Origin of the sequence: Rhodoferax sp. BLA1, from assembly GCF_013416775.1 — a bacterium.
Classification (GTDB): Bacteria; Pseudomonadota; Gammaproteobacteria; order Burkholderiales; family Burkholderiaceae_C; genus Rhodoferax.
The window spans coordinates 918,935-936,590 of record NZ_SZVI01000013.1; the positions used below are offsets into that span (position 1 = coordinate 918,935).

General features: G+C 61.1%; 17 protein-coding genes and 1 pseudogene. 11 read left to right on the forward strand and 7 right to left on the reverse strand.

Going from position 1 to position 17,656, the window contains the following annotated elements:
- The first annotated feature begins 53 nt into the window (after positions 1 to 53).
- From FDG13_RS19750 to FDG13_RS19765, 5 genes and pseudogenes are all read left to right on the forward strand, one after another.
- Entirely contained in the window at positions 54 to 941 is an 888-nt protein-coding gene (locus FDG13_RS19750) for a DMT family transporter (protein WP_180132370.1), read from the forward strand.
- 57 nt (positions 942 to 998) lie between these two features.
- Positions 999 to 1,856, forward strand: coding sequence for a sulfurtransferase (locus FDG13_RS19755; protein ID WP_180132371.1), 858 nt, complete (start codon positions 999 to 1,001; stop codon positions 1,854 to 1,856).
- Positions 1,857 to 1,870: 14 nt separating this feature from the next.
- On the forward strand, positions 1,871 to 2,455 hold the full coding sequence (locus tag FDG13_RS19760) for a YqiA/YcfP family alpha/beta fold hydrolase (RefSeq protein ID WP_180132372.1): 585 nt from the start codon (positions 1,871 to 1,873) through the stop codon (positions 2,453 to 2,455).
- Between the two features lie 141 nt (positions 2,456 to 2,596).
- A pseudogene (locus FDG13_RS21235) lies at positions 2,597 to 2,860 on the forward strand (integrase core domain-containing protein); the annotation flags it as partial.
- 101 nt (positions 2,861 to 2,961) lie between these two features.
- Positions 2,962 to 4,551, forward strand: coding sequence for a methyl-accepting chemotaxis protein (locus tag FDG13_RS19765; RefSeq protein ID WP_180132373.1), 1,590 nt, complete (start codon positions 2,962 to 2,964; stop codon positions 4,549 to 4,551).
- Positions 4,552 to 4,873: 322 nt separating this feature from the next.
- Here FDG13_RS19765 and FDG13_RS19770 read toward each other — a convergent pair whose 3' ends face one another.
- From FDG13_RS19770 to lysA, 3 genes are all read right to left on the reverse strand, one after another.
- Positions 4,874 to 5,269: a type II toxin-antitoxin system VapC family toxin gene (locus FDG13_RS19770; protein WP_180132374.1), complete on the reverse strand. Its 396-nt coding sequence runs from the start codon at positions 5,267 to 5,269 to the stop codon at positions 4,874 to 4,876.
- The gene (locus FDG13_RS19775; RefSeq protein ID WP_180132375.1) at positions 5,269 to 5,538 is read right to left on the reverse strand and encodes an AbrB/MazE/SpoVT family DNA-binding domain-containing protein; all 270 of its coding nucleotides are present in this window, start codon (positions 5,536 to 5,538) and stop codon (positions 5,269 to 5,271) included. The genes FDG13_RS19770 and FDG13_RS19775 overlap by 1 nt, the downstream gene beginning before the upstream one ends.
- Before the next feature lie 71 nt (positions 5,539 to 5,609).
- On the reverse strand, positions 5,610 to 6,860 hold the full coding sequence (gene lysA / locus FDG13_RS19780; protein WP_180132376.1) for a diaminopimelate decarboxylase: 1,251 nt from the start codon (positions 6,858 to 6,860) through the stop codon (positions 5,610 to 5,612).
- Between the two features lie 109 nt (positions 6,861 to 6,969).
- Here lysA and FDG13_RS19785 point away from each other — a divergent pair, with 109 nt between their 5' ends.
- Together FDG13_RS19785 and FDG13_RS19790 are read left to right on the forward strand one after the other, a co-directional pair.
- Positions 6,970 to 8,631, forward strand: coding sequence for a CorA family divalent cation transporter (locus FDG13_RS19785; protein WP_180132377.1), 1,662 nt, complete (start codon positions 6,970 to 6,972; stop codon positions 8,629 to 8,631).
- A 31-nt stretch (positions 8,632 to 8,662) separates the two neighbouring features.
- Entirely contained in the window at positions 8,663 to 9,586 is a 924-nt protein-coding gene (locus tag FDG13_RS19790; RefSeq protein ID WP_370528261.1) for a LysR family transcriptional regulator, read from the forward strand.
- 86 nt (positions 9,587 to 9,672) lie between these two features.
- Here FDG13_RS19790 and FDG13_RS19795 read toward each other — a convergent pair whose 3' ends face one another.
- Positions 9,673 to 10,749 carry a VCBS repeat-containing protein gene (locus tag FDG13_RS19795; protein WP_180132379.1) on the reverse strand — a complete coding sequence of 359 codons (1,077 nt, stop codon included), beginning with the start codon at positions 10,747 to 10,749 and terminating at the stop codon, positions 9,673 to 9,675.
- A gap of 400 nt (positions 10,750 to 11,149) precedes the next feature.
- Between FDG13_RS19795 and FDG13_RS19800 the strand changes: the two genes are divergently transcribed.
- Complete coding sequence (locus tag FDG13_RS19800) at positions 11,150 to 11,377, forward strand: high-potential iron-sulfur protein (protein WP_242473388.1); 228 nt, start codon at positions 11,150 to 11,152, stop codon at positions 11,375 to 11,377.
- 139 nt (positions 11,378 to 11,516) lie between these two features.
- Here the strand turns inward: FDG13_RS19800 and FDG13_RS19805 are convergent, their stop codons facing one another.
- The 3 genes from FDG13_RS19805 to FDG13_RS19815 all read right to left on the reverse strand — a co-directional run bounded on the left by FDG13_RS19805 (position 11,517) and on the right by FDG13_RS19815 (position 13,784).
- Positions 11,517 to 12,347, reverse strand: coding sequence for a DUF1700 domain-containing protein (locus tag FDG13_RS19805; RefSeq protein ID WP_180132380.1), 831 nt, complete (start codon positions 12,345 to 12,347; stop codon positions 11,517 to 11,519).
- On the reverse strand, positions 12,344 to 12,697 hold the full coding sequence (locus FDG13_RS19810) for a PadR family transcriptional regulator (RefSeq protein ID WP_180132381.1): 354 nt from the start codon (positions 12,695 to 12,697) through the stop codon (positions 12,344 to 12,346). The genes FDG13_RS19805 and FDG13_RS19810 overlap by 4 nt, the downstream gene beginning before the upstream one ends.
- A gap of 175 nt (positions 12,698 to 12,872) precedes the next feature.
- Positions 12,873 to 13,784 carry a dienelactone hydrolase family protein gene (locus FDG13_RS19815; RefSeq protein WP_180132382.1) on the reverse strand — a complete coding sequence of 304 codons (912 nt, stop codon included), beginning with the start codon at positions 13,782 to 13,784 and terminating at the stop codon, positions 12,873 to 12,875.
- Positions 13,785 to 14,005: 221 nt separating this feature from the next.
- On the opposite strand from FDG13_RS19815, the gene FDG13_RS19820 reads away from it, so the two are divergent.
- From FDG13_RS19820 to FDG13_RS19830, 3 genes are all read left to right on the forward strand, one after another.
- Positions 14,006 to 15,247 (forward strand): 3-methyl-2-oxobutanoate dehydrogenase (2-methylpropanoyl-transferring) subunit alpha, encoded by a 1,242-nt coding sequence (locus tag FDG13_RS19820; protein ID WP_180132383.1) that lies wholly within the window; start codon positions 14,006 to 14,008, stop codon positions 15,245 to 15,247.
- 86 nt (positions 15,248 to 15,333) lie between these two features.
- Positions 15,334 to 16,338 (forward strand): alpha-ketoacid dehydrogenase subunit beta, encoded by a 1,005-nt coding sequence (locus FDG13_RS19825; protein WP_218942830.1) that lies wholly within the window; start codon positions 15,334 to 15,336, stop codon positions 16,336 to 16,338.
- 3 nt (positions 16,339 to 16,341) lie between these two features.
- Complete coding sequence (locus FDG13_RS19830) at positions 16,342 to 17,640, forward strand: dihydrolipoamide acetyltransferase family protein (protein WP_180132384.1); 1,299 nt, start codon at positions 16,342 to 16,344, stop codon at positions 17,638 to 17,640.
- The last annotated feature ends 16 nt before the right edge of the window (positions 17,641 to 17,656 follow it).

Genomic DNA, 17,656 nt, shown 5'->3' on the forward strand with positions numbered 1-17,656 from the left:
AGCACCTGACCCTTATTACATAAGGGCTAGAGGCACTTTTTACTTATAAAACCATGCAAGCCCTGTGGATGGTCCTGGCGGCCTTTTTATTTGCCACCATGGCCGTCGGCGTCAAGATGGCCGGAGCGGACTTCAACGCGTTTGAGCTGGTGTTCTACCGGGGTGTGATCAGTGTGGTGTTCATGGGGATGGTGCTGCGCTCGCGCGGTGTGTCGATTGCCACCAAGTACCCGTTCATGCACGCCTGGCGCTCGATGATCGGGGTGTTTTCGATGGTCTGCTGGTTTTATGCCATCGCCCACCTGCCGCTGGCCACCGCGATGACCCTCAACTACATGAGTGGTGTCTGGATGGCCGCTTTTGTGATTGGCGGCGCGGTGTTGTACGGCAAACCCGGCAACCAGGGCATGCTGATGGCCACGGTGCTGGTGAGTTTTACCGGGGTGATTCTGCTGCTGCAACCCTCGCTGGCAGAAAACCAACTGTTTGCCGGGCTGATTGGCCTGCTCTCGGGTCTGGGCGCGGCCATGGCCCTGCTGCAAGTGGCTTCGCTGGGCCGTATTGGTGAGCCCGAAGGCCGGGTGGTGTTTTACTTCTCGATTGGCACCCTGCTGGTCGGTCTGGCAGGCTCCTTGTGGACGGGCTTCACGCCCTGGAGCAGCGTGCGCTGGCAGGCGCTGGCCTGGCTGCTGCCGATTGGGGTGCTGGCCACCCTGGGCCAATGGACCATGACCCGCGCCTACAGCCGTGGTTCCACCCTGCTGGTGGCCAACCTGGCCTACCTGGGCATCGTGTTTTCGGGCGGCTATGGCCTGCTGCTGTTTGGTGAACAGATCACCGCCGTGGGCTGGGCAGGTATCGCGATGATCCTGGTCAGCGGGGTCACCGCCACCGTGCTGCGGACCCGCGCACTGCCCAACGCCCCCGCCGACGAGCATTAAACACGCGGCCCGGCTTCCTAAAATGCCCGTCTGAAGACACCACGCAGGAACCACCCGATGTACACCACCCTGATCTCCGTAGCCCAACTGCAAACCCTGCTGGCCAGCAGCCAGCCGCCCCTTGTTTTTGACTGCAGCTTCGAGCTGATGCAGCCCACCGCGGGCGACGCGCAGTACCTGGACAACCACATTCCCGGCGCCTTGCGTGCCGACCTGGACCGGCATTTGAGCGCCAAAGGCGCCCCCGACGCCGCCAGCGGTGGCCGCCACCCGCTGCCCTCACGCGCGACCTTCGCCACCTGGCTGGGCAGCATGGGCCTGACACCCGAGCGGCAGGTGGTGGTGTATGACCGCCAAGGCGTCAACTACGCGGGCCGCCTGTGGTGGATGCTCAAGTGGCTGGGCCACGAAGCGGTGGCAGTGCTCGACGGTGGCCTGCCCGCCTGGACCGCCGCCGGTGCTCCGTTAGAAACCGGCCCTGGCCCCACACCTCAAACATCCAATTACCCTCTAGCCCCCGAAAAAGCTGGACTGGTAGCTGCAGATTCGATAGTTAAACAACTCGGCAAACCCAGCCAGACCGTGATCGACGCCCGTGGCGCACCGCGCTTTCGCGGCGAGGTGGAGCCGCTGGACCCAGTGGCCGGCCACATTCCCGGCGCGCTCAACCGCCCGTTTCCCAACAACTTCGACGCCAAGGGTTTCTTCAAACCCGCCGCCGAGTTGCGCGCTGAGTTTGAGGCCTTGTTGGCCGGACGCGACCCGGCCACTGTGGTGCACCATTGCGGCAGCGGTGTCAGCGCCGTGCCCAACATCATCGCGATGGAAGTCGCCGGCCTGGGCCGCGCCGCTTTGTACGCTGGCAGCTGGAGCGACTGGTGTAGCAACCCCAGCCGCCCCACGGCCCAAGGTTGAACCCACCCGCCACCATGCCCACCACCCACCTGCTGTATTTACACGGCTTTCGTTCCTCACCGTCATCCACCAAGGCGCGCCTCACCGCCGCTGCGGTGGCGCGGCGCCACCCCGGCGTGACCTGGCTGTGCCCGGCGCTGCCGCCCTCCCCCCAACAGGCGATGGACCAGGTGTTACAAGCCATCAACGATTGGCCGACAGATTCGATGGCCGTCATGGGCTCGTCCCTCGGCGGCTTTTATGCCACCTGGCTGGCCGAGCGCCTGGGCTGCAAAGCGGTCTTGCTCAACCCCGCCATCCAACCCGCACGCGACCTGGCTGCACAAATTGGTGAACACAGCCTGTGGCACGACCCCGAGCAACACTTCACGTTTGACCAGTCCCACGTGGACGAACTCATCGCCCAGGAAATCCCCCACATCAGCCAGCCCGAGCGCTACTTTGCGGTGATCGCCAAGGGTGACGAGGTGCTGGACTGGCGCGAAATGCTGGCCCACTACCCTGGCGCCGCCATCAAACTGCTACCCGGCGGCGACCACGCGCTGAGTGACTTTGACCAGCATCTGGATGAGGCGCTGGATTTTTTGAATTTGGTTTGATCGGGTGGGTGATGCCCCGAACTTGAGAGCGATCGTTGACCAGCACCACCACACCTACGGGGTCAAGCCGATCTGCAAGGTCATGCAGATTGCCCCGTCCGGGTATCGACGCCATGTGGTGTTTGTGGTTGACGTCTTTGAGGCATAGAGCCCTCAGTGAGCAACGAGGGCGATTCTTATGACAACGCCTTAGCAGAGACGATCAATGGTCGGTACAAGGCCGAGTTGACTCACCACCGTGCCCCGTGGAAAGCCAAGATATCCCTGGCTGTGACCACCTTTGAGTGGATGTACTAGTTCAACCACCATCGACCTGGATCTATTGGGTATATTCCACCTGCCAAGGCCGAGGTCACCTTCTACCGGCAGCTCGCCGAGAAGGCCGAAACTCCAGTTTCACTTTAACTATCCAGCCTCCACGAAACCGGGCGATTCACCAACGGCGTAACTGTGCGTTCTCGCACAACTATGAAGTCATTCGAAAGTTTAAAAAGAAGGGGACAAACATGAAATTCGGATCAACAGCCTCCATAGGCACAAAACTCGGGATCGCCTTTCTGGTCATTTTGTTGCTTTCGATCAGCACATCACTCTTCAGTCTGTATCAATTGCGCACGGTTTATGGTGGCACGCAGACTCTGACTCAGCGCTGGCTCGCGGGGATCAAAGAGACGAATGAAGTCCGCCATTTTGTGCACAGCACACGCCGCGCGCAGCTGCGCCTGCTCCCAACCAGCAAAATCGAAGAAGTCGCCACCCGTGAAAAAGATATTCAACGACACGCTGGAAACATAGAAAAAATCCTGGCCACCTATGCGCAGCGTGCCATGCCTGCAGATGAGAAAGAACTGTTTTCCACTCTGCAGCTTCGGGTCGCGGATATCGCCACAGGGTCTGCCAATCTGCTGAACTTCATGAAAGCCAATGAGGTCCGAGATGAAGCCCAGTTATATGCTCTGAATGAAGCGCTCGCAAAAGTCATGGGCAGTGCGGAACAGGCACTGACAAGCTTGATCAAATACAACCAGGAAGGTGCTTTGGCTGCTGAACAAACCGCAGCAGCCATTTACAGCACAGCGATTCAACTCTGCACAGCGCTCATTGCCTTGACCACTGTCTTGGGCATCGTGCTGGCCATCGTCATCACCCGCAGCATCACTCGCCCGCTGCAAATGGTTGGTCATGTGATGGAGAAAGTGGGTCATGGCAACTTGACGATGCAAGTGACCCAAGACCGTCAGGATGAGATCGGTGTGCTGCAACGCAGCCTGATCAACATGACGCACGCCTTGCGGCAGTTGATTGGCCAAGTCCAAGACAGCGCACGCAATGTGAGCAGTGTCAGTGGCGAAATTGCTGCAGGCAACCTGGACTTGTCCAGCCGAACAGAAGAAAGCGCCATCAGCCTACAACGCACCAATGCGGCCATTCAGCACCTGCAGGAAACTATCACTCAGTCGTCAGAATCTGCCCGCAGTGCCAATGAGCTGGCCGGCACAGCCTCTGCCATTGCCCAGCGCGGTGGTCAGGTCGTTGCGGATGTTGTACAAAACATGCAAACCATTACCGAGAGCTCACGCAAGATATCAGACATCATCGGAGTCATTGATGGCATTGCCTTTCAGACCAATATCCTCGCATTGAATGCCGCTGTGGAAGCGGCCCGGGCAGGCGATCAAGGCCGTGGATTTGCGGTCGTGGCGAGTGAAGTGCGCAGCCTGGCACAACGTTCGGCCGAGGCGGCCAAGGAAATCAAGCAGCTGATCAATGCATCTGTGAACAATGTCGAAACAGGTTCGGAAATGGTCGCCACTGCAGGTGCAACCATTCAGGATTTGGTGGTGTCGGTTTCCCGCGTGAGCGACATAATTGCTGAAATTGCCCAGTCATCCGAGAGCGAACGCCATGAAGTTTTGCGAATCAATCAAGCAATCAACGAACTGGAACAAATGACCCAGCAGAATGCGGCTTTGGTGGAGGAATCCTCGGCGGCGGCAGACAGCCTGAAAGTCCAAGCTGCCTCAATGTTGCAAGCCATCAGCCGGTTTGATGCAGGCATTGCCCAACAGCCACTGGCCTTACCAAGGTTGAGTTGAACGGTTAACACCGCAGGATTTCTAACTGACCAATGTTTTGGCTGCCTCTGGCCCGGACATCAAATGCCCTGCATCTTGCCCCCAACTTGTAGTAGCACAGCACACCGGGTACGCCAACCAACCCAGGGGTGTGGGCTGGGCGGAAGTTGAGGCCGATTTTAAAAAGCGAAGCGTCATGAGGCCTCGGCTTTCGGCCAGCCCGCGCCCCGGACCACACCCACGAAGGGCTTCAACAAAAGCCTAAACGGCCTCCAACGCAAGCAACTTCTGGATCAGCGACCGGATGAGGACATCGCCGCGCCGCAAACGCCAGTGTCCCGCCTCACACCTTCAACAAAGTCACCCCCCGCAGCCCGGCTTTGCCCGAGCGCTGAACGAAGTTTTTGTCAAAGGTGACGAACTTCTGGCCCTCGGCGCACTGCGCGGCATGCAGTGCGTCGGCAAAATCCAGCCCCTTGGCATAAGCATCCAGCACACGCTGTGCCAATACCGGATCGGCAGCGCTGATGTTTTCCAGGTTTAAAAAGTCACGAAAACTGGCTTCAATCACTGGCGCCTTCAGCGCATAACAGGCGCGCAACACCCATTCACATTCCATTAGGACGGACATGGCCACCGTGCAGGGCTCGGCAGCCACCAGCTTCTCGGCGGCAGTGGCTTGCGCGTCATCGTCGCCTACCAGCAGGCGAATCACCACGTTGGTGTCAAGCGCAGCCATCAGTTCTGGTTTCGGTTCTTGGCTTCTTGCAACACAGCGGCGTTCATGTCTTTCAGGCTGACCGCCGGGCCTTTGTAAGCCACCCGACTGCGGATGGCGGCCAGACCCTCTGGCAAAGCCGTGGTCTGGCGGGCCACTACCGGTTTGAGCAACACGCCTTCAACCGTGTCAATCACTTCAAGCCGCGTGCCAACCTGCCAATCGTGTGCATCGCGCAGTGCTTTGGGGATGATGACTTGCCCTTTGCTGGACAACAAGGTCAGTTGCATGGGATGCCCTTTCGTGGAAAAGTAAGATTTGAATCTTACCTTGCCTTCCCAAATCTACCAACCCATGCGGCTTAAACCGCCTCCAACGCCAACAACTCCGCCACCGTCTGTCTGCGCCGAATGAGCCGAGGCTGGCCATTTTCAACAAGCACCTCGGGGATCAAAGGCCGGGTGTTGTAGTTGGAGGACATCGACGCGCCATACGCGCCGGTGTCGTGGATCACCAGCAGGTCACCCACCTGGGCCTGCGGCAGCACGCGGGTTAACACCACACCACCCTCGCCTTGTGTGAACACATCGCCCGACTCACACAGCGGGCCGCCGACCACCGTCTCATACGTCGGGCCGGCAGCGGCTGTGCCGTCGGCGTGAATCAGCTCCATGCCGTGATAACTACCGTACATGGCCGGGCGCATCAGGTCGCTGAAACCGGCATCCACCAAGACAAAACGGGCGCTGCCCTGGTCTTTGACGGCGCGCACCTCGGCCACCAGCACGCCGGATTCGGCCACCAGGTAACGGCCCGGCTCTATCTCCAACGCCACCGGGTGGCCCAGCAGGGCGGCAATCTGCTGGCGGGCTGCGTCCCACAGGCTGAAGTAGTGCGCCGTGTCAATCTGCGGCTCACCAGCCTGGTACGGGATCGACAAGCCGCCGCCGGACGAAATGGCCTGCAGGTCCAGACCCTGCGCCTTGACGGTGCGCACCAGCGCCACCATCGCACCACACACCTCCTGCAAATGGCTGTAATCCACGCCCGAGCCAATGTGCATGTGCAGGCCCACCAGCTTGAGGCCGTTGGCGCGCACTTTGTCGAGCGCCTGGGGCAAATCACCGTGCCAGATGCCGTGTTTGCTGTGTTCACCGCCGGTGTTGGTTTTGTTGCTGTGGCCGTGGCCAAAACCGGGGTTGATGCGCAACCACACCGGGTGGCCGGGGCTGACCGCGCCCAGCTGGTCCTGCATGTCGATGGAGCCGCAGTTCACCGGCACACCGAGTTCGGCCACGCGGGCCAGCGTGGTGCGGTCCAGCAGGTCGGCGGTGAAGACGATCTCGGCATGGCCGTTATGCACACCGGGTGTGAAGCCTGCGGCCAGGGCACGTTCAATCTCACCGAGAGAGACCGAATCCACACTCACACCACAGCGCTTCATGAGGCGCAGGATGTGGGTGTTGGAATTGGCCTTCTGGGCGAAGCGGATCACGTCAAAGGAGCGCAGTGCGGCCACTTGTCGTTCGATGGTGGCAGCGTCATAGACCCACAGCGGTGTGCCGTGGGTGTGGGCCAAACTGGCCAGGGTGTCGGGGGTAAATGGGTTCATGGGGGCATGATGCCCACCCTAAGCTATTCAATCAATGCCAATTTTGTTCTCATACCATTCAATACGGATATGATTTAATCCCAACAAACCTTGACGGGAAATGAGCTGCATGCTGTCGCCACAAGAACACACGGTCGCTGACAAACTGGTGCGTTTGTTTCATGCCAGCCTGGTCTGGCCTTTGCAAATTGAACCCCTGCCAGACACCCGGTCTCGCGGCCGCCATTGGGAGGCCTTCGAACGCAGTGAACAGGCACGGGCCTGGCGCCGGATCGATGACGAGTTCACAGACGACCCCAGCGGTTTCCATGAGCGGCATTACCGCGAATTTGTGTCGTTTCTGCCTTATGTGCAACGCTTTTTGTATGGTGAGGCGCGCAGCGCCCAGGGCTCGGCAGACCCACAGGTGGGTCGGTCACCGATGCACATTTTCCGGCGCAACGACATCACGGGTCTGCGTCTGACCTTGCACGAGGGTCAGACACCGATTGAGCTGCACATTGTTCACATCGACCTCTATTTTTTTGACGACCTGGATCTGGTTCAGTTGAACCTGGAGGTCAATGCACACGATCTGCCGCTGGACACGGCCCGCGACGTCCTGTTCCGGTTTGGCCGCGCCTACCCATCGGGTTGGGAAGAAGGTGGCGACGGGCTGCACAACGCCCACTTAGCCGAGTGGCTGGGCCCCGATGGTCAGGTGGTGGCACGCTCCGACACCCAGCGGCGTGAGAAATATCTGAGTTATGTCTGCCAGCATCGCAGCCCCTGCATTTCTGAACATTGGGCCCGCTTGCTGCGTCCTCTGGTGCTGGCGCACTCGGAGGAGCCCGGCGAGCTGCGCTTTCGGCTGATTGAATACCACCGCATGCCCGTAATGGCTTATCTGGCGCTTGAGCGCCCCACCTCGCTGACCGCGGACGACTGGGTCCGGCTCGGACTGGCTTCGCAGTTGCACCCCGAGGAGGCGGTACCGGTCAACGACCCAAGTGTCAAGGAGTTTGACCAGCGTTACTGCCAGGACCGGTTCTGGACCGGCCTGCGCTCTGGCCCCCACACCCGTTTTATCTGCACCGGCAACTCTTTGACCGTGGTGGGGGATGCCAACCTGCCTTTTTTTGTGGATGGTGAACGCGGTGTGCTGGCGCAGTTTCGGCACCAGTATTTCCTGATATTCCTGATTGCCCATTTGCACCGTGCGTCGCTGCTGGTTTTTTCAGATGTGCTGATTGGTGCGGTCAACGCCCTCAATATCCGCGACGACGATTCGGTGCGCCTGTTCAAACGCCGGATTCGCGCCAATTTCGAGACCTTTTTGCGTTTCACGCACCGCTACTGGTTTCACGAACTCTCTGAGCGTCCCCATGTACAAGCCACCTTCCGGATGTGTTCCAACCATTTGCGCAACGACGCCCTGTATGAGGAGGTGCGCGACGAAATCCGGGAGATGAGCCAGTACCTCGACAGTGACTCGCAGCGGCGCCAGTCCAACACGGTGGTCCGCCTGACGGTGATCACCATTTTGGGTCTGATTGCCACGGTGACCACCGGCTACTTCGGCATGAACATCATCGCCTTTGGCGACGCTCCGGTATCTGAGCGCGTGTTACACGGTCTGGTGGCGACAGCGGTGTTTGTGGCGCTGGTGTTGTACGCCGTGTCCCGGTCCCAACGTCTGTCCGCTTTTCTGGAGGCCATGTCCAACGAACGGCTGTCCTTCGGCGGGAAACTCAGCGCCTTTTGGAAGGTGTTTGGCAAGCGCAAGCCCTGATTCACGCATGTGTCCTGCATCACAAGGGGCTGTGCCCCCTGCCCTTACCCACCGCCAATTGGCGATTTTTCGCGCCATCATGCAACACGGCAACCTGAGCCGCGCCGCTGAGGTGACCACCTCCAGCCAGCCGACCCTGAGCCGCGAACTGGCGCGGCTGGAGTACCTGCTGGGTTTTGATTTGTTTGACCGGGTGCGGGGCCGCTTGCGCCCCACGGTGCGGGCACTGGCGCTGATGCAGGAGGTGGAGCGCTCGTTTGTGGGGCTCGATCAGATTGCCGCACGAGCGCAGGAGTTGCGAACCATGTCCACCGGGCGACTGCGCCTGGCTTGCCTGCCTGCGCTGGCCCAGGCCTTTGTGCCGAGTGCGCTGGGGGCGTTTACGCAAGCGCTGCCACAGGCGGCGGTGAGCATCTTCCCGGAAGAGTCACCCTGGCTGGAGCAGGCCATGAGTGAGCAGCGGTTTGATCTGGGCCTGAGTGAAACGCAACAGGCGCCCACTGGCGTGACGCTGAAGCCGCTGTTGCAGGTGAACGAGGTGGCGGTTTTGCCACGGGGCCATGCGCTGGCCCGGTTTGACGTGCTGACACCCCAACACTTTGAGGGGCAGCGTTTTATCAGTCTGGCCGTCGATGACAGTTACCGCCAAGCGATTGATCACATGTTTGCCCAGGCCGGTGTGAGCCGCACGATGGTGCTGGAGACCGCCAGCGCCGCCGCCGTGTGCGCGATGGTGCGCCAGGGGCTGGGGGTGGCCATCGTCAACCCGCTGACCGCATTGGCACTGGCTGGCCCGGAGCTGCTGGTACGGCCGCTCAGTGTGGCCATCGCCTTTCAGGTGAGTCTGCTGCTGCCCGAGCTGGCGGCGCCGCACCCCTTGCGGGATGCGTTGGTCACGGCCATGGAAACAACTGCCGAAGAGATGCAGCGAACACTGGCACTTCAGAATAAATAGCTGTTGACCTTTGATATATAAGGGCTAGCGGCCAAAAAGATGCTGAACGACAGGCCAAAGGCCTGAGCAGACCTCAAAGCCTACGGCTACAAATCCACCTGCTGCAGCGTGCCAGCGGCCCCCGATTCGTACAAAAACACACCGGTGCTGCGCACCTGGCCCAGGGTCTGGTTGCTGGCCGTGTTGACGGAGAACGGGCTGGCCACCCGGCCCAGGTACAAGGCGCCGACACCGTTCTGGGCCAAGCTGGTCAAGCTGTCCTGACCATCGGCGTTTTTTTGCCAGACTTGTAACTGGCTGTACACCGCGTCGTTCTCGTCGATCCACAAATTGCCGTCCAGGTCGTACTGGGCCAGGTCGGCAAACCCGTCGCCGCTGCTGGGGCCAAACAGCTCGGTGCCGTTGTTCACTTGGCCGTCTTTGTTTTTGTCCAGCACCAGGAAGCCGCTGCCACCGGCCACAAACGCGATGTTCTCGGTCTGGCCGTCGGCATTGAGGTCAAAAGCAAACTGCGCGTCGCTCAGCTGGGCGCCAGTGCCATCGAAGTTGATCACCAGCGGGTCCTGGCGCACCGCGTCACCCGCGCGAATCGACAGGCTGCTGTCTTGCACAAAGCTGCGGCTCATGGCCAATTGCAGGCTGAACTGGATCGTCTGGCCGTCACTCGTTTTGACCACACCCTGGGCGCTGACCTGGGTGGATTCGGCCTCGACAATGTGTTCACTGGCATTGATCTCCAGGCCCCAGCCAGCCGCTTGCGGTGCCGTTGCCGCCTGGGTGCTGCTGGCTGCTGCGGGCGGTGACAGCACCTCGGCGCTGGTTTGGGCTTGCAGATCACGTGCGTCAAACACCTTCACCTCGCGCCCGGTGATGGCTTTGACCATGTCCATCAGCACCCGCAGGCGCGGCGCCAGCGACTGAATGTCGCCGTCGGATACCGCCTCACCCGCTGGGACAGCCTGAGCTTGCGCTTGTTGCAACAGCTTCTGACGCGCGCCGTCCGAGAGCGTCACACGCACCGCCGGGGTGTGCTGCACGTCACGCTCAAGTGAGCGCGGCGAAGGTGCTTGGCCAACCCAGGCGCGCAAGCGGGTCTGCGTGCTGCGCCAGGACAGGCTGCTGTGCTGGCTTTGCAGGGCGACGGCGGATTCGGTGATCTTCATAAACGCTCATCGGCAGAAATGAACTGGAATTCACCCTCTTTTTTCACTTTATTTTTCAACACCCCATCCGCAGACGCGGGTGCCTGTGTGAACAAACGCACACACTTTGGGCGGCACTTGGCAGTATGCTGCCCTTTGCCAAACCGGCATGGTTTTCCAATCTGAGGAGCCCAGCATGCAAAAAACCGCCAACCGCCGCCATTTCGTCCAATATTTCTCGCTGGCAGGTTTCACCCTGATCGCAGCCTGCTCGGACAAACCGGCACCCACTCCCGAACCCGCACCGGTGGCCCCACCACCGCCTGCACCAGAACCCGCCTCGGCGCCAGCGCCCGACGCTGCACCCATGGCAGAACCGGCACCGGCCGCAGCACCAGCAGCGCCCGCTACCTCGGCCAAGATGCCCCTGGTGGATGCCAAAGACCCACAAGCCCTGGCCCTGGGTTATGTCAGTGATGCGGCCCAGGCCGACAAGGCCAAGTACAAAAACTTTGTGGCGGGTAGCCACTGCGCCAACTGCGCCTTGTTCCAGGGCCAGGCCAGTGACACCGAGGGCGGCTGTCCGCTGTTCCCCGGCAAACATGTGGCCGCCAAAGGCTGGTGCAGCGCCTGGGCCAAGAAGGCTTAGTTTGATGAGAAATCAGGCTCTAGCCCTTATGAATCAAGGGCTAGCAGCTACTTTTTAAGCAGCAAATCAGCGTCTGAACAAAGACGCTGGTGGTTGCAGGCGGGTGCCTGCTGAAGCACCCTCACCTGCTGCAGCGGCCTCAGGCCGCCAGGCTCTGGATGTGCTGCAGCTGCTGACCCAGGTGGCTGCGCAGCCAGCGCAGCGACTTGCCAAACCAGCTGCGGCACAACCACAGCAGCAGACCACCTAGGGTCAACAACACCAACCCCACCACCGCATGTGTCCCAGGGCCCGAATGACCCAGGTGGGACAACTCGACTTGCTGGTCACCGTCGCGGATGTCGAGCTTTTTGATCGAGCCATCGGCGCCTTTCTCCAGGCTGAAGGTTTTGTTGCCCTCGCTGGCCTGGATCGTCACCCCGCCGTCGGCGCCATGTTCCACACGCACATGTTCATCGGCACCGGCGCCCTGGATGCGAATGCCGGGTATGTGGCGGTTGACACTGGCGTCGATCACCACCGGGCCGATGCCGCTGGTGTTGAGGACAAACTGGTTGGCAGGCGGCCAGCCAAACAGGCCCTGGCTGGTGGCCACCACCAACAACACCAGACCCGCCAGCGCCAGGCTGCCACCAAGGACAGACAACACCGTCAACACCGCCAAATAGAAGAGAAAGGGCACAGCCAGCGCCAGGTTCATGAAGCCCAGCGCGGCGGTGGCGGCGCACAAGGCCCACAGGTTTTTGGGGGAGCGGCGCGACTCCCAGGCACCCAGGCGGCGCTGCGCAATCAGCTCACGCGCCAGCTTGACCGGGTCACCGAGTTTGGTCGCCACATCGGTCTCACTCTGGCCGTCGGCCAGGGCATCGGCAAAGTAGCTGGCGTAGTCTTGCAGGATCTCGTCGCGCTCGGCGGCGCTGAGGGTTGAGAGCGCCTCGGACAAGGCTTGAAGGAAGGTTTCGCGGTTCATAGAGCACCTTTCTGGGTGGGGTTGGTGGGGCGCGGCTGTAACACGCTGTTGATTTCGGCAACAAACTCTTGCCATTCCTGGCTCATCATGGCCAAGGCTTCGACGCCACTGGCGCTGAGCCGGTAGTACTTGCGGGCCGGGCCAGTTGCTGACTCCTGCAGGTAGGTTTGCACCCAGCCTTCGTCCTGCAGTCGGCGCATCAGGGGGTACACCGTACCTTCGCTGATGGCCATGTGGGCGCTGAGCTGCTGCACCAGCTCATAGGTGTAGCTGTCAGCCCGTTGGAGGATGGCCAGCACACACATCTCGATCGCGCCTTTGCGTAGCTGGGTTTTTAATGCCAAGTTCATGGTCTGGATGGGAGTAACAAGGTGTTTTATGTACTATGCAATGCAAGGTAGCTGAATCATAAACACATCTACTGTGCATTACAAGGTAGTCGCAGAATTTTTTCCCACCATGAAAAAGGGAGGCCCAAGCCTCCCTTTTTTGTTGAGGCGCCAGCGCCCCGGGTCTGTGAACAGCTCAGGCCACGCCGTGTGCCTTGAACCAGGCCAGCGCCCGCGCAAAACCGTCGGCCGCCTCGTCCTTGCGGTAGCTGGGACGGTAGTCGGCGTGGAAGGCGTGTGGTGCGTCTTTGTAGACCACAAACTCGCTGGCTTTGGCGGCGGCGTTGCCACGGGCGCCCGCCTCGGCCAGCGCGTCTTTCATCTGGTTGATGGTGGTGAGCGGTATGCCACCGTCCTGCCGGCCATACAAACCCAGCACCGGGGCTTTTAAATCCGCCGCCAGGTCCAGCGGGTGTTTGGGCGTGAGGTCTGATGCGGCGCCGACCAGGCGGCCATACCAGGCCACACCGGCTTTGACGTTTTTGCTGTGTTCTGCGTACAACCAGGTCATGCGCCCGCCCCAGCAAAAGCCGGTGATGCCCACTTTTTTGGTGTTGCCACCGTTGGCACCGGCCCAGGCCACGGCACCGTCCAGGTCAGCAAACACCTGGGCGTCAGGCACTTTGGAGACCACCTCGGCCATCAGTTTAGGCATCTGGGTGTAACTGCTGGCATCACCCTGGCGGGCGAACAGATCAGGCGCAATCGCCAGGTAACCGGCCTTGGCAAAACGGCGGCAGGTGTCGGCAATGTACTCGTGCACCCCAAAAATTTCATGCACCACCAGCACCACCGGCAGATTGGTTTTGCCCTCAGGAGCCGCGTAATAAAACGGCACCGTGAAACCCTCCACGTCGTAGACACTTTCGCCGGTGCGCAGGCCCTCAGCCGGAGTCTTGATCGCGGTCTGCGCCATGATCGGCATGGCCGCGGCGGCGTAGCCCACACCCAGCGCGACTTTGAGCGCGGTGCGGCGGCTGGCGCCGGCATCCGTCGTCTGGCCTGGCAGCAGGGAAGAAAAGTCCTGGGTCTGATCCTGGTTGAGCACGGTGGTCTCCTTGTAAAAAAATGGCAGCTTAGCGGCAGTGGTCAACCCACCGGTGTGTGGGGTAATTTCTGGCGAAATCCGCTATGCTTGCCACGCCAGCCAGACCGACGGTGACCCCGCGCTACTGGCTGCATGGTCCGGCAAAACATGGGCTACCCGCCTGCTGCTGCGCCGGTTGATTCATTCTGAAGCAAGACAAAAACTTGCAAGGAGACAAAAACATGCCCCAGCGCCAGCCGCTTCACCTGCACGTGCCAGAGCCCACCGGGCGCCCTGGTTGTGACACGGATTTCTCTTACCTCCCCTTATCTAAAGCCGGTGCCAAACGCCGCCCACCCGTGGACGTGGCCGCCGCGCAGACCAATGACCTGGCGTTTGCGCTGATCCGGGTGCTTGACGATGCGAGCCAAGCCGTGGGCCCCTGGGCACCGCAGATGGACCCGGCTCTACTCAAACGCGGCCTGCGCGCCATGTTGCTCACACGCGCTTTTGACGCACGCATGCTGATTGCCCAGCGGCAGAAAAAGATGTCGTTCTATATGCAGTGCCTGGGTGAAGAAGCCATTGCCTGCGCCCATGCGCTGGCCCTGGGTGCGGGTGACATGTGTTTCCCGACCTACCGCCAGCAGGGTCTGCTGCTGGCGCGCGAAGACAACAACATGGTCGAGATGATCTGCCAGCTCTACAGCAACAGCCGCGACCCGATGAAAGGGCGCCAGCTGCCGGTGATGTACTCGAGCAAGAAGCAGGGCTTTTTCTCGATCTCCGGCAACCTCGCGACCCAGGTGATCCAGGCGGTGGGTTGGGCCATGGCCAGCGCCATTCAGGGCGATGACAAGGTGGCCAGCGCCTGGATTGGCGACGGCGCCACCGCCGAGGCCGACTTCCACACCGCACTGACTTTTGCGCATGTCTACCACGCGCCGGTGATCATCAATGTGGTCAACAACCAGTGGGCGATTTCAACCTTTCAGGCGATTGCGGGTGGTGAAGGCACCACCTTTGCCGCACGTGGTGCGGGCTGTGGCATTGCCTCACTCCGGGTTGATGGCAACGATTTTTTGGCCTGTTATGCGGCATCACGCTGGGCGCTGGAGCGCGCCCGCAGCAACCTCGGGCCAACCCTGATCGAGTGGGTGACCTACCGCGCCGGGCCCCACTCCACCAGCGACGACCCCAGCAAATACCGGCCCGCCAACGATGTGGCGCGTTTTCCACTCGGCGACCCGATCACCCGCCTGAAACAACACCTGATCCAGCTAGGCATCTGGAGTGATGCCGATCACGAGATGCTGAAAAAAGAGGTGGAGGCCGAGGTGCTGGCCGCGCAGAAAGAAGCCGAGCAATTCGGCACCCTGGCCAACAGCCAGGCGCTGGATCTGGCCAGCATGTTTGAGGATGTCTACAAGGACATGCCCGCCCACCTGATCCGTCAGCGCGCTGAACTGGGAGCCTCGAAATGAGTGACAACAACACCCTCCCCATGGCAACGGCACACAGCGGCCAACCGACTCTGAACTCAGCTTCGGAAAATGGCAGTATCTCCCAAATGACCATGATCCAGGCGCTGCGTTCGGCCATGGACGTGATGCTCACCCGCGACCCGAAAGTGGTGATCTACGGCCAGGATGTCGGCTACTTTGGTGGCGTGTTCCGCTGCACCGAAGGCCTGCAGCAGAAACACGGCAAACAGCGCGTGTTTGATTCACCGATCTCCGAGGGCGGCATTGTGGGCACGGCGGTGGGCATGGGCGCCTACGGCCTGCGCCCGGTGGTCGAGATCCAGTTTGCCGACTATGTCTATCCGGCCATCGACCAGATTGTGTCGGAGGCGGCGCGGCTGCGTTACCGCTCGGCGGGTGACTTCAGCTGCCCCATCACCATCCGTATGCCCTGTGGCGGTGGCATCTACGGCGGCCAGACCCACAGCCAAAGCCCCGAGGCGATGTTCACCCAGGTGTGTGGCCTGCGCACGGTGATGCCGTCCAACCCGTATGACGCCAAAGGCCTGCTGATTGCGGCGATTGAAAACGACGACCCGGTCATTTTTCTGGAGCCCAAACGCCTGTACAACGGCCCGTTCGATGGCCACCACGACCAGCCCGTGGTGCCCTGGAGCAAACACCCGCTGGGCCAGGTGCCCGACGGTTATTACACCGTGCCGCTGGACAGCGCTTCTGTGTATAAACCGGGTTTAGCCCTCACCGTGATTGCTTATGGCACTATGGTCTATGTAGCGGAAGCCGCCGCACGTGAAAGCGGTGTGGATGCCGAAATCATCGACCTGCGCAGCCTGTGGCCGCTCGATCTGGACACCCTGGTGGCATCGGTCAAAAAAACCGGCCGCTGTGTCATCGTGCACGAAGCCACCCGCACCAACGGCCTGGGCGCCGAACTCTCCGCCCTGATCCAGGAGCATTGTTTCTACCACCTGGAGGCGCCCATCGAGCGTGTCACCGGCTGGGACACCCCCTACCCGCATGCTCAGGAGTGGGCCTACTTTCCTGGCCCGGCGCGTCTGGCGGCGGCCTTCCAACGTGTGATGGAGGCCTAAGCCATGACGATTCAAAACATCAAGATGCCCGACATCGGCGAAGGCATTGCCGAGGTGGAACTGGTGGCCTGGCGCGTGGCCGTGGGTGACCAAGTGACCGAGGACCAGATCCTGGCCGACGTGATGACCGACAAAGCCACGGTGGAGATCCCCTCGCATGTGCATGGCACCGTCATCTCGCTTGACGCCGAGGTGGGTCAGGTGGTGGCGGTGGGCACGCCCATTATTCATATCAAATCGGCTGCAACCCAGGTAGATCAAGGGCAGGTAGCTATGCCTATTGAAGCAAGCAGCGCCACAAAGAATCCGACCACCGCCGATCCCTCGCCCCAACCCTCTCCCACAGGGAGAGGGAGTAACACCCAGCCAGAGTCGCCCCCTCTCCCTCAGGGAGAGGGCCGGGCTGAGGGCAACCCCACCGCCTCCCGCCCGCTGGCCGCACCGGCCGTGCGGCGCCGGGCGGTTGAGCTGGGGCTGGACCTGGCGCAGATCAAGCCCAGCCACGACGCCGGGCGCATCACCCATGCGGACCTGGAGCAACCGGCCACATGCTCCAACAAAAGTAGTGATCCACCCAGACAGAATAAGGGCTACACGCCTCTAGAGGCCATCAAAACCATCCCCGTCATTGGCCTGCGACGCAAAATCGCACAAAAGATGCAAGAGGCCAAACGCCGCATTCCGCACTTCACCTATGTCGAAGAAATCGACGTGACCGAGCTGGAGCACCTGCGCGCACAACTCAACCAGCAACACGCCGCCACCCGTGGCCACCTGACGCTGCTGCCCTTGCTGGTGCGTGCCCTGGTGCTGGCTGTGCGTGAGTTTCCCGAGGTGAATGCAAGGTATGACGATGACGCTGGGATCCTCACCCAATACGCAGCCCTGCATCTGGGGCTGGCGACGCAAAGTGATGGCGGCTTGATGGTGCCGGTGATTCAGCATGCCGAGGCGCTGGACCTGTGGGCTTGTGCCGCCGAGATCAGCCGTCTGGCGCAAGCGGCCCGCAGTGGCAAAGCCACACGTGAGGAGTTAACCGGCTCGACCCTGACGCTCACCAGTCTGGGCGCACTGGGCGGCATTGTCAGCACACCGATCATCAACCACCCCGAGGTGGCGATTGTGGGCACCAACCGCATCGTTGAGCGGCCGATGATTCTGGGCGGCGCGGTGGTGGCGCGCAAGATGATGAATCTGTCGAGCTCATTCGACCACCGGGTGGTGGACGGCATGAATGCCGCCCGCTTTATCCAGCGGGTGCGCAGCTTTCTGGAGTGCCCGGCGACGCTGTTTGTCGATTGACAACAGGCCAGGGGCG